The following is a 15,120-nucleotide window of genomic DNA, read 5'->3' as shown; positions in this document are numbered from 1 at the left end:
TTGGAGGAATGATAGCCGTCCGTTTTAACCACCCACCGCCGCTGGTTGCCGGGCAGGGGAAAGGACTCAATAAGTCCTTCCTCACAGAGAAAAATAGCGGCGTCACTGCCAAAGTCCGTATTGTCATCAAAATCGCCCATCACATAGGTGTCGGGATACGTTTCTCCTTCGAATGATATACCGGCCTTATCCCGTACAAAGCTCTCCTTCCCGTCACAGCCGATGACATATTGTGCCCGAATGGAGCGTGTGGCTCCTCTGGTTTGATAGGTAATGGAGTGATGATCCTTCTTTTCAATAAGATCGACAACCTCGGCGCTGCGAATGAGGGTCCGGTTGTTGAGCTGGTGAAGGTAGGCTTCCAGCAACTGTTCCGTTCGGCTTTGTGGCAGGGAGAGAATAAAGTTAAAAGGCCGGGGACAGTTTTCAAAAGAGAGGAAGCCGATTTTTTTGCTCTGCGTGAATGCGTGTCCCCGGCTGATAGCCACCCCCTCCCTGACCAGCCGGTCGGCGATGCCGACGGCGTCAAGAAGCTCGAGGGAGGGCGGGTGGATGCCCAGCGAGCGCGAATCGCTTGTCGGCGCTGATCGTTTTTCGAGGATCCGGCAGGAGATACCCGCCTGCTCCAGGCAGATCCCCAAAAACAGGCCCACGGGTCCGCCCCCCACGATAACAGCCGGGTATGTCTTTGGCGGGTTATTCATGACGGTAGGTCAGCAGCAGTCGAAAGGGAAAAAGTTTACGTACCTGCCATCCCGGGGGTACTGCCTGCGCAAGTTCGGAAGGGGTATAGCTTCGCCTGATGGACGTGAGCCCGTCTTGCGTTATGAAGGAACTCCGAAAAACGGGACGTGCCAGCATATTGAACAGCAAATAGCCGAGGTCGCTGCGCCGGATGTCGTTGAAAATAACGCCTTTCCGGCTTAGCCGGCGGGCTTCGGAAAGGGTGGATCGCAGTTCTTTCTGGGAAAGATGATGGAGCAGGTGATTGGAAAGAACAAAATCGTATTGGCGGCCGGAATGGAGCAGTTCTGATGACGAGCAGTTGAGAAATTCGAGGTTATCGGGCACCTCCATTTGTTGTACAAAGTTGAAGGCACGCTCATCGCTGTCCACCGCCGTGATGTGCAGGTTGATCCCGTCCCTGGCCGCCCATCCGGCCAGCTTCATGGGGATATCGCCCCCACCGAAGCCGATATCCAGAATGCGATTTTGAGCGCTGACTCGGAGATGGGGACGCAGCTCATTGCGATAGAGGGTTCGCCATTGTGAGACCAGGGTATTAATGGTCTTAAACTGCTCGTAGGTGTTTTCAAGCTCCGCCCGGTCGCAATCCGGATCCTCCATCCGTTCTGTTTCGGTGGTATTTCTGGAGGATAAAAACACGGGCATGGAAGGTCAGTCGTTGGTTTTTGTTAACAACGCACTTTCGATCGTCAAGCCGGGACCGAAAGCCATGGACAGCACGGATGTCTGGTTGCTGTCGTGCCGTTTTCGAAGCAGCTCAGCCAGCACAAAAAGGATAGTCGCGCTGCTCATGTTACCATAATTAGCCAGTACCTCCCGCGAGGCGGACAGTTGCTCGGGGGACAGCTCGAAATTTTGCTGCACCTTGTCCAGGATTGCGCGTCCCCCGGGGTGGATCGCCCAGTGATCAACTGCTTTGGGGGACATCTTGTAGTGTTTAAAAAGGGATTGCAGCGCTTCCGGCAGGTTGGCCCGGATGATCTCCGGCACATAGCTTGAAAGCACCATATCAAAACCGGTATCCCCGATGGTCCAGGCCATATCCTGTTCGCTCTTTTCAGCGATAGAGGTGGAAAATTGGTTGACCTCAAAGGCCGCCTGGGCCGGGGGCTGATTGCTGATGATCATGCCCGCGGCGCCGTCGGCAAAGACAGAGGCCGAAATAAGCTGGTCGGGGGCTTCGGATGCCTGCAGGTGGAGTGAGCATAGCTCCAGGCAAACGACCAAAACGGCAGCCCCGGGCCGGGCATCACAAAAGGAACGGGCCATTTTCATGGCCGGGAAGGCCGCGAAGCACCCCATAAATCCTATGTGAAACCGGCTGGTTGAAGGATCGAGATTGAGCTGTTTGATAATTTCAAATCCCGGTTCGGGGGCAAAAAAGCCCGTGCAGGAAACGGTGATGATATGAGTGATGTCCGATTTATCAATGGATGGGTTTTGCTCGATTGTTTTGCGTGCGGTTTCAACAAAAAGAGGCTTGGCCCGGTCGATATAGATCTGGTTGCGCGTGCCGGTGGAGGGCATGGTCAAGGAGCCATCCTGCTGGAAGAACAGGCGGGGATCTCCATTGGCGTTAAAGTCATCAATAACGGTATGCCGCTTTTTTATTCCGGACTTCGAATAGATGCGGTGGATAATACGTTTGGTGGCTTCCCGCGCTCCCATATATTCTTTGAGCCGATCGCGCAGAAACGATTGTTCATAGAATTGATCGGGTACGCAGGTGGCGATATTGTGAATATATGTCGGCATCAGGCTTGGTATGTTAGTAGCTCACTATGATAACACGTTAATTTGACGCTAAAAATTCCAAAATCCTAATTAATATGATTTGGAAGCCGGAAGGGGCTGGTGTGAGCTTTGCCCTGGTTTTTATTTCCTTAGCCCAGGCGGGTGAGTTTATAAAAACGGACATTGTGCAGGACAGCGGCGATGGTCAGTCCGGCGATGAGTCCTATCCAGAGGCCCTGGGGACCGGCGCCGCGGATGATGCCCAGGTAGTATCCCAGCGGGAGTCCCACCAGCCAGTACGCCACAAAATTGACAAACATCGGTATCTTGGTGTCTTTGAGTCCCCGCAGCGCCCCGTAGCCGCTCACTTGCAGTCCGTCGGAAATCTGGAAGATAGCAGCCATATAGAGCAGGCTGACGGCGACCTCCTTGACGGCGGCATCCTGGGTATACATGCCGGCGATGAGATCCGGGAAGAGGTACATGAGGGCGGCGGTGATACCCATGAAAAAGGTAGCCAGGAAGATACCGATATAGCCGCGTCGCCGCGCTTCATACATCGACCCTTTCCCGATGGCGTTGCCCACCCGCGTGGTAATGGCCGTTGAAAGTCCGAAGGGTACCATAAAGGTCATGGCCGCAAAATTGATGGCGACCTGGTGTCCCGCTACCGCGATCGTGCTGAGGGAACCCATCAGCAGGCTTACCAGGGCAAACATGCTGACTTCCATCGTGGAACTGAGTCCGATCGGCACCCCCACCCGCAGGAGTTCCTTGAGGTAGGGCCAGTCGGGCATTCGGAAAGAGGAAAAGATATCAAACCGATCGTACGGCTTGTAATTCATGGTAAAGGTGAGCATGCCCAGAAACATCACGAATCCCACTACCGACGAGGCGTAGCCACAGCCACGCGCCCCCCACTCGGGAAAGCCCAGCTTGCCGTACATGAAAACATAGTTTCCTATGACGTTGACAAAAACGCCCAGCAGGGCGAAGTACATACCCGGGCGGGTAGCCGACAATCCCTCATTAAAGAAGCGAAGGGCCATATAGCCGCAGACGGCAAAGACACCCCATGAAATAGCGTTGAGGTATCCCTGGGCGAGCGGGATGATGGCGGGAGTGACATCCAGGAGGTGCATGACAAACTCCAGGTTGCGGATCAGGAAAAAGATGGGAATGGACAGGAACAGGCTGAGCCATAACACCTGCCGCGCATTGATACCGATATCCCTGAAATCCCGGGCTCCCATCAGCTGGGCGACGACAGGGGTGACGGCCATCAGGATGCCGGCGGCCAGCATCATGAAGGGGATAAAGACGGCCCCGCCCACCGCCACCGCGGCCAGGTCCTGGGCAGAGAGATTCCCCGCCATGACCGTATCCACAAAGTTCATCGACATCTGCAGGAGTTGCGCGATGATAACCGGCAGACCGATTTTGAGCGTCAGTCCCGCTTCCCTGCGGAGATGGTATTTTTCTGATTTGAGGTATGAAAGCACGGTGCACTATCAATATCAGCTAACATTTTCAGGAGCGCTAATGGTACAAAAACTACAGCGCAAAAGATAGGATAAGTTACACTATGCAACCTCTATGCGAGGGGCAGTTTAATCACAAAGGTCGTGCCTTCGCCCTCGACCGAGGCGAAAGAGATGCCGCCCTTGTGAGCGTCTATAATCTTCTTGCAGATCGCCAGTCCCAGTCCCGTACCGCCGGACTTGGTCGAGAAGCTGGGGACAAAAATGTGGCTTCGGTCCTCTTCCGGGATACCGCTTCCGTCGTCTTCGATCTCGATAAAGGCGTGCTTCTGTTTCTGGTAAAGGATGAGTGAAATATGTCCCTCTTTACCCATGGCCTCATACGCGTTTTTGACCATGTTGATGAACACCCTTTTCAGGTCATCGGCAATGCCTTGTACCTCGACGGGGTGGGCAGGGATATCCAGGGTGATGTCAAGCTTGTCGTCATGCTGGTAAAGCCTCGCTACCGATGCAAGCAGACCGCCCAGATCGACTGTTGAAAAGTCCTCCTTGATAGGTTGCGAAAACTTGGAAAAATCGGAAGCAATGTTGCTGAGCGATTGAATCTGTTCAATCAGGTTGCCGGCAATCTTTTGAATACGCTCCTTAAGCTCCTCGCCCTCATACTTATTCGTTTTAAGCTGTCGTTCCAAGTGCTGCACGTTAAGCTTCATCGGGGTAAGCGGGTTCTTGATCTCGTGGGCAACCTGCTGGGCCATCTCTTTCCAGGCGGCTTCCCGTTCGGCTTCGGCCAGGTCTTTCTGTAGTTTTTTGAGCTTGAAGACCATCTGGTTATAGGCTTCGGCCAGGTTTCCGATCTCATCTCTGCTGGTCACCGGAATAGTGGTATCCAGATCACCACCCGAAATCTGATTGAGTCCCCGCTGAATGTGGGTCAGCGGACGTGTCAGCGATTTGGAGATAAAGACCGAGCCCAGGATAAACAGGCCGAAGACCAACAGGTAGGTTAAAATAAGATAGCTGGTGGTTTCCAGGAGCTGCTGGTCGTATTTAGGAGATTCCAGGAACGTGGGAATCGCGATGGTCGCTGCGGGGTTGTTCTGATTGTCCAGGATGGACCGGTAACCGATGAGCAGCGACTGGCCCGCCAGGTTTACGTTGGAATAGGCTTCCCGCTGCTGATGCACGTACAGCTGGTTATAAATATCGTAAGGCAGTGCAGCGGGCAGCAGGTGCTGTTGAAAAATTTGGGGGGTGGTCGTTTCCCTGACTCGCCGTTTGTCATACAGGATGGCATCGACATTCCAGGGGGTGGCCAGGGATTCCAGTGAAAGCGAAGGGTCACGAGATAAATTAAAAACCGATTGATTGGACTCTATCGACTGGGCGAGCTGTTGCAGTTTGTCAAAGAGCTCCTGGCGGACGATATCCCGGTTCTGTTGCTTGATGGCATAGTGTGATGAGGCAATCAAAAAGCCCAGAAACAGCAGAGTGGCCAGCAAAAAGCTGTCCAGTATTCGGTCCTGGAATCGTTTGTTTTCCCCCAGCATGGGGATGGCTCCCCTGCTCACTATCTGGATGATGAATGCAACCAGGCATCCCACGACGAGAAGGGTGAAGCTGAACCGGAAGAAGGAAAACAGGATCATCCGGTATTCGGCAATCACCGTACTTACTTTGATCGTCCGGCCTTCAGGCTCCCGCTTGAGCAAAATACGGTAGGTGGCTTCTGATGTCTGATTGCTGTAATAGGCAAGCGAGTCGTTTTCCAGCCGCTGTAGTTCAGGCTCATTGAGCTCCTGGTAGCTGGGGAAATAGCCGGTGAAGCCCTTCTGTGTGGTATTGATCAGGTTGCCATTGTCATACTTCTGCATTAGGTACGCGTTGTTCCAGTCCTCATAAGTCAGGGAAGCCATGACGGCGCGGATCGGCTTGTTGAACTGGGGACGTTCTTTATAGACCGAGCAGAGAATCCAGGCCTGGGGCGAATAGTCGGAAGAGCCGAAAACAGGGATCCATCCCCGGTAAAACGTCTGGTAGTCCTGTTGATTAATGAGGTCGGGTTGCTGCACGAACGGACGGATAGTCGATTTGGTAATCTGCTGGAGTAGTTCATTCGCTGATTTCAGCGAGGCAATATTGTAAAAGTTCGTCCAGTCCGGGGAGTTCAGGTTGGTAGAATAATCGGCGATAAGTTCTTCGGAATTACTGACAAGCTGTATGTCAAACGAGTAGGTGTTCCATTGTGGGGCCAGGAAATTTTGGATGGCCTCCGTAAAACGGGCTTGCAGGGAAGAACGGTTATTTTGAATATCATCAGAGGTGATGGAGTTGAACTCGTTTTCTAATTCTACGAGCAGTTGTTCTGTCAGCCGGCGAGCCTGGGCGTCTTCTTCCTGGGCGTAATCCCGGGCTGTCTGCAGCAGCTGGGTATCCAGATGGTTGAGATAAGCCTGGTAGAACATCGGCATGCTTACAGCGGCAATAAAGATGCTTCCGAGCACGACTTTACGCAGGGGCGAAAGGGATGATATCCATACAATATCTTGTGCGTATCCCACAGCCATTCCGGCGGTAATGATGAAGGCGAAGATACTCGTAAAGAATACCCAGTTTAATACCGGTTGACCAAGAATAAAGAAGGGGGCAATAAAAAGGCTGATAAAAAACGTAATCGGTAGAACGGTGGCCGACAGCTTGAGATGCTGGCGGGTAACCCGGAATAAGATCCGGTTCAGTGCGATGATCAAAATGCCCGCCGCCAGCAAACCTGTTCCGACCACAAGATAAAGGACAATAGTGCGCCAGTAGGGAAAGATACGCAAATCCAGGAGCGGAATGCTGCCAAAGACGACCTGTTGGGAAATCCAGTTGAAAACCATTGGAATACTGACCGCGTTAATGAAGCCGAACAGGCTTGCCAGCCCAATTGTGCTCAAATAGGAGTTGACACTGAGTTTTGGGTTAAAAAAGGTGACCTTGCGGGCGATGGCTACCGAGGCAAGAAGCCCAAAGGTTGCATGGGTAAAGATGTTGCTCAGTTGCTCAAAGACGGGCGTCCACGTGGTATCTCTGGTCTCCGTAAGGAAGACAGCCCAGTAAGAAAACAGGTCGATATAAGTGAACGCCAGCCACCCCATCCCAATGAACAGAAGCTGAATGAGCAGCCGCTGCCACCAAATGAAGCGATTCATTGTTTTAAAGAATATGGCGATAATAACTCCGATACAAAGGGCGAAGTAGACGGACCGCCAAAAACGAGTGTTTTTTTGCCACTCCGCCTCTTTCTGGTCGAACTGGTCGGTTGTCGCATAGACCACACCGACAGAATCACCGGAAAGATCAGACAGCCGGTGAGCCTGGATAAAATCTTCCGGGGGCTCATTGAAGAGGCTGAGATCCAGCGGGTAGGTACTGTTCGTTGAAGGGTCTGACTGGAAAATATTATACTCGCTTTGGTCTCCGATAGCCAGCGGATTATTTTGTTCGATGCGATAGCTGGTAAAGAGACGGTACCAAATAGTCTGATCATCTCTCTGGATGCTAAAGGGCATATGACATTCCCAGAAGATCGTATTATTTTGCCTGCGAAGCAGAATTTCCGGTTCCCGTGTGTTGTCATAGGGATCTCCGTCTCTGTTTTGCAAGGCAAAGCCTTTCCAGACGATGGCCCGGTTACTCTGATAGAGAGAAATGCTCCAGAAGTCGGAATAGGAATCTAAAACCTGGTATAGTTCAGAGGCCGGACTCCTTTTTAATAGTTGAGGGCGAAGAGTGTTTGCCAATTCTTCTGAACGGCTGAGAAGTTCCTGCTGGCTATCTTTGAACTTTTGGGCCGCATCCGATAGCTCCTGTTGTACCAACTCCTGGTTGGCCTGAGAAGGCTTTATGGCATACCGCCATCCTTCGAGGGCAAGCAGCAGCATCAGCAAACCCATGAAGCTCCACCCAAACAGGCGATAAATGCGACGGTTATCCGAAAAATTTTCCATGTATTAAAAAACGATTCATCAGACTTATGAGAGGGCTTGGTGAACCCCGCCCCCCCTGAATATGAACCGAAATTAGGGTTGAATCAAGTTGGGAATTTCGGAGGGGGATTTTCCCTGCAGGATCCCGATGACCGCGCTGGCCGCCAGCATGCCGATATCTTTTCGGGTCTTATGACTGGCGCTTGCTATATGAGGCGTTAAGAGGCAATGCGGGGCTGTTTGAAGCCTGGGATGAACCTCCGGTTCCTCTTCAAAAACATCAATGCCGGCTCCTCCGATAGCACCCTCGTGTAAAGCGTGGGCCAGGGCGGCTTCATCAACAACCGGGCCGCGGGAAGTATTGATGAGTAGAGCTTCTTCTTTCATCAGAGACAGTATATTCTCGTCAATCAAATGAGTGGTTTCTTCGGTAAGGGGACAGTGCAGGGTCAGAATATCTGCCTGGCGTGCCAGCGACTCTATCCCGGAGCAATACTCGGCTTCGTGACGTTCTTCAATATCGGTCGGCAGGCGACTCCGGTTATGATACATAATGTCCATTCCCATGGCCCGTGCCCGTTTTGCCACCGCTTGCCCGATACGTCCCATCCCCACGATGCCAAGGGTGTTTCCCCGGAGTTCCATCCCCAGGAAGCCCAGCGGATCCCACCCGTCGAAGTTGCCCTCAAGCAGGAACTCCTGTGCTTCATGGAGGCGCCGGCTCACGGCCAGCATCAGGGCAAGGGTGAATTCTGCACACGATTCGGTAAGTACACCGGGCGTGTTAGCGACATGGACCTGGTGACGATGAGCTGCTTCCAGATCAATATTATTATAGCCCACCGCGTGATTTGCAACAATCTGCAATCGCTGGCCAGCCCGGATTACTTCTTCCGTAACAGGATTAGAGAGCATGGGCAGCAGGGCATGGTAGCGTGGTATATCCTCAATCAGGGCCTGCTCATTGTTGTAGGTTCCGCGTTCGCCCACATCAACTTCAAAATGTTTTCTGAGCGTATCGATGACGGACGGGATGATGGGTTCGGTGACAAGAACACGTTTGGGCATAGCTAATAGGAATAGGTTTTACCATTAATGGTCACTTGTGAGTATGTTGCAGCCTCCACTGAATCCAGCTCCTCGTAAATATATGAAAAAGGGACCAGAGCCTGTGTGCACATTGCATCAGTATTACGCCAGGTCGATAGTTTCAGTATAAGCGTATCCCCTTCGATGCGCTGGTTTACGGATTTGAGATGGGTGCAGCCATCGGACAGGTTGCCCGCGATGAGCAATCCTTCATGCGATTCGGTCGTTATTTGCCGGACCGAATCGATATAGACCCTGCCGGCCTGCCGGGCGGTCTTACCGGGTTCTTTAAGCTCGATGAGATGGGGATAGGAGTCCGCGGTATCGGATTGCTCCTTGTTATCCGGGGAAGCGCAGCCGCCGACCACCCAGAACGCTACCGTTGCTAACAGGAAAAGTCTGGGCATAGCCGGGGATCAGGATTCATCTTCAATTTTACGGACGGGGGCGTCATTCCACATACGCTCGAGCGCATAATAATCGCGGAGCTCTTTTTTAAAGATATGCACCACGACATTGACATAATCAAGGATAACCCACCGGCGGCTCTCCAGTCCCTCTTCACGCCAGGCCTGTTCCCCCAGCTCTTCCTTGGTTTCCTTGGTAATATTATTGGCAATAGCCTTAATCTGGACATCTGTTGAAGCGTGACACACCACAAATTTATCGGTAAGAGTAGTAAGTTCATGGACATCCAGTACGGTAATATCTTCAGCCTTTCGATCGAGCATGGCCTCCGTAATAACTTCAATAAGTCGGTCTGAGTCGGCTGTTTTCCTGTTGTTAACGCTTGTAAATTGTTGATCTTCCTGGGGAGAAGTATTGGTCATGTAAAATTAATTGAGTGTTAAAGATTCGTAATCAGAACCGATAACGACCGTCGCATCGAGATAAAAATCTTCGGATGCTTCCACAAAAACATTTCCCGGACGTATTCCCAATGCTTCGGCTACGCGCCGGGCGTTTTTTTCGTCTGTCGTTCGTGCTATTACAACCGTTTCGGTCATGTCAAAGTTCTTAAAGTTTCCGGTTTCCACTACATCAAATCCATTTTTACGGAGCGCGGAAGTAAACGTATTGGCCAGGCCCGGAACGCCACAGCCATTTAAAACTTCGAGCTGGATGATCTTTCCGATAAGTTCGGAATCGTCCTCGGAACGCTGGTTTTCTATCCTGGGATAAACCAGCCGGGTAAAGAGCCCGAATATCAGGAGTACTAACAGCAGGCTGAGGAAACCGATGGCGGCATTAAGGGCAAATGAATTAGAGTCCTTGTTGCTTGATGTCATGCGGCACCGGTCGGATCAATCAAGAATATTATGCCTTGAGTAGAAGGGGTTGTAGCGTTGATGACCCATCCCCCAGGGATTCATGCCGTAATGGTTGGGCAGTTGCTGAACCTGGATGCTGATGTTACTCTTATCGCTGATCTGGTAATTTAATTCCGCATTACGGAGAATAAATTCCGTATTCATCCCATTTCCAGTTCCATTATTATTTGGCATAAAGCTATTGCCGAACGGAGAATGAAGAAGCGATACATCCACCCGTCCGGTCAGTTTATCCGAAAAGAAAAAATGCATCGTATTCGTATAGGCGTTCATATTCTGCATCTGTCCCCCAAAGCTGGAAAACATCATGGAATAGGAATGATCCATCTGCATGTTAAACAGGTTGCCGAGGTTGGAGCCCTCGCTCGGGTTCTGCTTGATCACGGGTCCCATGAGTTCTGATGAATGGTCCAGGTCTTTCCGCAGTTGAGCAGATGCCAGGGAATGGAGGCCGATGGTTAATATGACAAGCACAGCCACAAATGGAAGAAATGACGATTTTTTCATAGCGCTAATATCCGGAATTAGTTTATCTCTTCAGTATACGTACATATATTTTCTATTATATACAACGTTTATCTCTTTATATAAGTATAACAAAGTATCAGCCTACAAGAAAGAGTTTTTGTACCTCTATCACATCCGTATAAAACACCGTCAGCTATAAGGCATCATGCCGGGATAATTAACGTTACGTTGTCTCGAACTCTTCAGCAAGTGATCAGGCCGGTAATGTCTCCTCCAAAGCCTTTGTGAAGGAATGCGGAGGTGGAGGGATTCGAACCCCCGGAACCGTAAAACGGCTCAACGGTTTTCGAGACCGCCCCATTCGACCGCTCTGGCACACCTCCGTATAAATTTCGAACTTGTCCTCCGGATGAAAAAAGAGTATATTTGAAGGCTTTGAATTTCATAAAAATACGGGTTAATAAAACAAAATAAAAGGCTGTAGTTCGCTAATGAAACTAACCGATTTTAAATTTGATATAGATGATTATAATGTTCCCGAAGAACCTGTTGAACCGCGCGATGCTGCCAAGCTGATGGTTTTGAACCGGGAGGATGAGACGATCTCCCATAAAAAATTTTCCGATATTCATGAGTATTTCAATGAGGGTGATGTGCTCATTTATAATGACACCAAAGTTTTTCCGGCGCGACTGAAAGGTAAAAAAGAAAAGACGGATGCTGATATTGAGGTGTTCCTTCTGCGCGAGCTGGTGCCCGAAAATATGCTCTGGGATGTACTTGTTGAGCCCGCCCGGAAAATACGCATCGGCAATAAGCTGTATTTTGGTCCCAACCTCATGGCCGAGGTCATTGACAATACGACCTCGCGGGGACGGACCATTCGATTCCTGTTTGAAGGGACGAATGAAGAACTGTATAAACTCCTGGACGATATCGGTGAGATGCCGTTGCCTCCGTATATCGAGCGGGACGCCAAAGAGGAAGACAAGGAGCAGTACCAGACCATATTCGCAAAAGAGCGCGGTTCCGTTGCCGCCCCCTTCGCAGCTATGCATTTTACGGATGAACTGGTTGAAAAGCTGGAAGACAAGGGTGTAGAAATGCTGCCGATTACCCTGCACATAGGATGGGGCACCTTTCGGCCGGTTGAGGTGGAAGACCTGACCAAGCACCGGATGGATTCGGAAAATTATCATATCTCCCGTGAGACATCCGATAAAATTAATGAGGCGCTGGCAAGCAGCGACAACAAGGTAGTGGGTTGCGGGACGACCGCGGTGCGGACCATAGAAACCAGTATCACAGCCAGTGGTATCTCCAAACCGGGAACGGGGTGGACCGATAAATTTATCTATCCGCCTTATGACTTTAAGATTACAGAAGGGGTGATAACGAATTTCCATCGCCCGGAGTCCACCATGCTGATGCTTGGGGCAGCCTTCGGCGGCTATGATTTTATAATGGAAGCGTACGAGGAAGCCAGGGGAAATGACTATCGTTTTTTTGCCTTTGGCGATGCAATGCTGATCATTTAATCTTAATGACCCCTTGGCAACCAAAGCACTTATAATACCTGCGGCCGGATCGGGAAGCCGGATGCGAAAAGAAGTTCCGAAGCCATTTCTGACCCTGAGAGGTCAGACGATTCTGGAGCGGACTCTGAGTGTTTTTATGCCTCTGGGGTCGCTCCGGCAGGTGATAGTAGCAACGTCCGGGGAGTTCGCTGCTGAGGCCCGGCATATTATGGAATCCGTTTTGCCCGAAGATATAGCCGGACAGGCGGTCATCGGCGGGGAGGAGCGGCAGCACTCCATCCACAACGCCCTGGAGAGGACAGCCGACGTGGATCTTGTATTGGTGCACGACGCTGTTCGCCCGTTTGTGAAACTGGCCCATGTTGAAGCGTGCTGCCGGGCGGCTTCCGAGACGGGCGCTGCATTGCTTGGGATTCCTGCGAAAGATACGATGAAGCGGGTGGATGACCGACATATTGTTCGCGAGACGCCTCCCCGGTCCTTAATGTGGCAGGCGCAAACGCCACAGGTTTTTCGCAAAACACTGCTTGTCAAAGCGTATGAACGGGCGGCACAAGACCAGTTTACGGGTACGGACGACGCCGCTCTCGTCGAGCGGTTGGGAGAAACGGTTAAAATGGTTGAGGGAGATCGCATGAATATGAAACTGACCTATCCATTGGACCTTCAGCTGGCAGAGTTAATAATTGACAACATTCAGAATCAGGATTGAATTGAAGATGCGTATTGGCTATGGTTACGATGTTCACGGCCTCGCAGAGGGCCGGCCCTTGATTTTAGGGGGGGTAAAAATCCCTTTCCCAAAAGGATTGGCGGGCCATTCGGATGCCGATGTACTCCTGCATGCCATTTCGGATGCCTTGCTGGGAGGGTGCGCACTGGGCGATATCGGGCAACAGTTTCCCGACACCGACCAGCAGTATGCCGGTGCCGACAGCCGGGGATTGTTGCGGCGAGTGGTTAGGCGGGTCAGCGAAGAGGGATATGCGATAGCGAACATCGATGCAACGGTCGTTGCCGAGGCCCCCCGGCTGGCCCCCCACATTCTGCAGATGCGGCAGAATATTGCGGAGGATCTTCAGCTGAACGTCACACAGGTTTCCGTGAAGGCAACGACCTCCGAGGGAATGGGATTCGAGGGAACCCGGCAGGGGATGTCGGCCCGTGCGGTAGTGCTTTTAACCTCGGAGAAGCTATGATCGAGCAATTTACCCGGGAAATGGTTCAGCTAATCGGAAGTTTGCCCCCGGTGAGTATTTACCTGGTGTTCTTTTTGGTCGCTTATTTCGAAAATGTGATTCCCCCCATACCGGGGGATGTGCTGGTGGCTTTCGGAGGATACCTGGCGGCGGAATCCGTAGTCGGGCTGATCCCCATTTTAGTATTGACAACGGTCGCATCGGTTCTTGGATTTATGAGCATGTACTGGATAGGTCACCGGTGGGGAGCACAGATAGAACAAAAGCAGAAGGGGGTTCGGGTGTTGCGTTTTATTCCCGTAAAATATCTCAATAAAGTACGCTTGTGGATGCAGAGATGGGGCGTCGGCGTGGTCCTCGCCAACCGGTTTCTGGCCGGAACGCGATCGGTGATTTCCCTGGCTGCGGGACTTGGTCACACGCGCATCAGTTCTACGGTTTTGTGTTCAACGATAAGCTCGGTTTTATGGAACGGAATTTTACTCGGTTTTGGATGGGTCGTGCACGAGAACTGGAGATTAATCGGGGAGTATCTTTCGATTTACGGAAAGGTTATCCTCGGAATAATGGTGTTTTACATACTTATTCGCTTAGGAATTCATTATTACAGAAAATAAGGGGTGATTTTAGCGGAGGGACAAAAAGATGGGCGGGATGAAATTTTATCATATTTCATTGTTGACAAAAATAAAAACTGTGCTTAGCTTTCGAGTCTTTCGGCAGGAGGCTGGTAACTTAGCTCAAATGTTAGGTTGACAAACAAATATTAATCCCGAAAACGCCGGGATGGCCCGGCAGGAGAGTCCCGACATAAGCCAGCGTAGCTCAGTGGTAGAGCAGCTGTCTTGTAAACAGCAGGTCGTCGGTTCGAATCCGGCCGCTGGCTCATGTCGGGATAAACCGTGGGTAACCGATTTGCTTTCGGTACCGGCTGTATTGAGATCTGTTTCGCGTTTTTAGCTCTCGTCGAATTCTTGACATATTGATCCCCTGGGGGGATACCAAAGTGGCCAACTGGGGCAGACTGTAAATCTGTTGTCGTGAGACTTCGCAGGTTCGAATCCTGCTCCCCCCACTTGTTTTAAATGGCAAATAACAAATGTCAAACAATAAGCAAGTTTCCGCGTTCATCTGTAGTCAATGTTGAATTTTGTTGCTTGGCTCAAATTTGTAGCTTGTGATTTGTTATTTAAGTCAAGCGGGCGTAACTCAATTGGTAGAGTGTCACCCTTCCAAGGTGAATGTTGCCGGTTCGACTCCGGTCGCCCGCTCATCCCGCTGGGATATGCACCCAAGCCGTTATAGCTCAGGGGTAGAGCACTTCCATGGTAAGGAAGGGGTCGTCGGTTCAAATCCGACTAACGGCTCACGAAGTGCTGCAATACAATAAACATCGATGTGATTGTAACATTTAACTGTAAACACTGTACTCATGGCAAAAGAGACATTTCAACGCAATAAGCCGCATGTAAACATAGGAACGATAGGTCACGTGGACCACGGGAAGACGACGCTGACGGCCGCGATCACGACGGTGATGGCCAAGCATTACGGGGGAG

Annotated in this window: 15 protein-coding genes and 5 tRNA genes; 9 read left to right on the top strand and 11 right to left on the bottom strand. The window is 51.2% G+C overall.

The genetic code is table 11. The features are described from left to right. From ACESLU_RS05325 to ACESLU_RS05275, 11 genes are all read right to left on the bottom strand, one after another. Window positions 1–704 (bottom strand): FAD-dependent oxidoreductase (locus ACESLU_RS05325; RefSeq protein ID WP_372636166.1); only part of this gene is annotated, 704 nt, incomplete at its 3' end. Beyond that, window positions 697–1,392: a class I SAM-dependent methyltransferase gene (locus tag ACESLU_RS05320; protein WP_372636164.1), complete on the bottom strand. Its 696-nt coding sequence runs from the start codon at window positions 1,390–1,392 to the stop codon at window positions 697–699. The genes ACESLU_RS05325 and ACESLU_RS05320, both read right to left, overlap by 8 nt. Window positions 1,393–1,398: 6 nt before the next feature. After that, window positions 1,399–2,502: a type III polyketide synthase gene (locus tag ACESLU_RS05315; RefSeq protein ID WP_372636161.1), complete on the bottom strand. Its 1,104-nt coding sequence runs from the start codon at window positions 2,500–2,502 to the stop codon at window positions 1,399–1,401. A gap of 128 nt (window positions 2,503–2,630) precedes the next feature. Further along, complete coding sequence (locus tag ACESLU_RS05310; RefSeq protein ID WP_372636158.1) at window positions 2,631–3,983, bottom strand: MATE family efflux transporter; 1,353 nt, start codon at window positions 3,981–3,983, stop codon at window positions 2,631–2,633. Window positions 3,984–4,075: 92 nt separating this feature from the next. Further along, the gene (locus ACESLU_RS05305) at window positions 4,076–7,957 is read right to left on the bottom strand and encodes an ATP-binding protein (RefSeq protein ID WP_372636155.1); all 3,882 of its coding nucleotides are present in this window, start codon (window positions 7,955–7,957) and stop codon (window positions 4,076–4,078) included. 72 nt (window positions 7,958–8,029) lie between these two features. After that, entirely contained in the window at window positions 8,030–9,004 is a 975-nt protein-coding gene (locus ACESLU_RS05300) for a 2-hydroxyacid dehydrogenase (protein ID WP_372636153.1), read from the bottom strand. Between the two features lie 2 nt (window positions 9,005–9,006). After that, a complete protein-coding gene (locus ACESLU_RS05295) occupies window positions 9,007–9,432 on the bottom strand; it encodes a hypothetical protein (RefSeq protein ID WP_372636151.1) in 426 nt (141 codons plus the stop codon). Between the two features lie 9 nt (window positions 9,433–9,441). After that, a complete protein-coding gene (rsfS, locus tag ACESLU_RS05290) occupies window positions 9,442–9,855 on the bottom strand; it encodes a ribosome silencing factor (protein WP_372636149.1) in 414 nt (137 codons plus the stop codon). A gap of 6 nt (window positions 9,856–9,861) precedes the next feature. Beyond that, entirely contained in the window at window positions 9,862–10,314 is a 453-nt protein-coding gene (locus ACESLU_RS05285; protein ID WP_372636147.1) for a LytR C-terminal domain-containing protein, read from the bottom strand. Window positions 10,315–10,329: 15 nt separating this feature from the next. Next, window positions 10,330–10,863, bottom strand: a complete 534-nt coding sequence (locus ACESLU_RS05280) for a hypothetical protein (RefSeq protein ID WP_372636145.1) — start codon at window positions 10,861–10,863, stop codon at window positions 10,330–10,332. A 256-nt stretch (window positions 10,864–11,119) separates the two neighbouring features. Continuing rightward, window positions 11,120–11,207 (bottom strand) — tRNA-Ser (locus tag ACESLU_RS05275). Window positions 11,208–11,315: 108 nt separating this feature from the next. On the opposite strand from ACESLU_RS05275, the gene queA reads away from it, so the two are divergent. The 9 genes from queA to ACESLU_RS05230 all read left to right on the top strand — a co-directional run. Beyond that, complete coding sequence (gene queA, locus ACESLU_RS05270; protein WP_372636143.1) at window positions 11,316–12,362, top strand: tRNA preQ1(34) S-adenosylmethionine ribosyltransferase-isomerase QueA; 1,047 nt, start codon at window positions 11,316–11,318, stop codon at window positions 12,360–12,362. A gap of 13 nt (window positions 12,363–12,375) precedes the next feature. Next, window positions 12,376–13,074, top strand: coding sequence for a 2-C-methyl-D-erythritol 4-phosphate cytidylyltransferase (gene ispD, locus ACESLU_RS05265; RefSeq protein ID WP_372636141.1), 699 nt, complete (start codon window positions 12,376–12,378; stop codon window positions 13,072–13,074). Between the two features lie 7 nt (window positions 13,075–13,081). After that, window positions 13,082–13,561 carry a 2-C-methyl-D-erythritol 2,4-cyclodiphosphate synthase gene (ispF, locus tag ACESLU_RS05260; RefSeq protein ID WP_372636139.1) on the top strand — a complete coding sequence of 160 codons (480 nt, stop codon included), beginning with the start codon at window positions 13,082–13,084 and terminating at the stop codon, window positions 13,559–13,561. Beyond that, window positions 13,558–14,178, top strand: a complete 621-nt coding sequence (locus ACESLU_RS05255; RefSeq protein ID WP_372636137.1) for a DedA family protein — start codon at window positions 13,558–13,560, stop codon at window positions 14,176–14,178. The genes ispF and ACESLU_RS05255 overlap by 4 nt, the downstream gene beginning before the upstream one ends. Before the next feature lie 197 nt (window positions 14,179–14,375). Continuing rightward, window positions 14,376–14,447: transfer RNA gene (locus ACESLU_RS05250), tRNA-Thr, on the top strand. 106 nt (window positions 14,448–14,553) lie between these two features. Further along, window positions 14,554–14,636, top strand: a tRNA-Tyr gene (locus ACESLU_RS05245). A 123-nt stretch (window positions 14,637–14,759) separates the two neighbouring features. Further along, window positions 14,760–14,832, top strand: a tRNA-Gly gene (locus ACESLU_RS05240). Window positions 14,833–14,856: 24 nt separating this feature from the next. Next, window positions 14,857–14,928, top strand: a tRNA-Thr gene (locus ACESLU_RS05235). A gap of 65 nt (window positions 14,929–14,993) precedes the next feature. Then, a partial coding sequence (locus ACESLU_RS05230; protein ID WP_372636169.1) for a GTP-binding protein occupies window positions 14,994–15,120 on the top strand: 127 nt, incomplete at its 3' end.

It is taken from the genome of Fodinibius sp. (assembly GCF_041642155.1).
Lineage (GTDB): Bacteria > Bacteroidota > Rhodothermia > Balneolales > Balneolaceae > Fodinibius.
The sequence above is the reverse complement of the archived record's forward strand: the minus strand, read 5'-3'. Positions and strand labels throughout refer to the sequence as shown.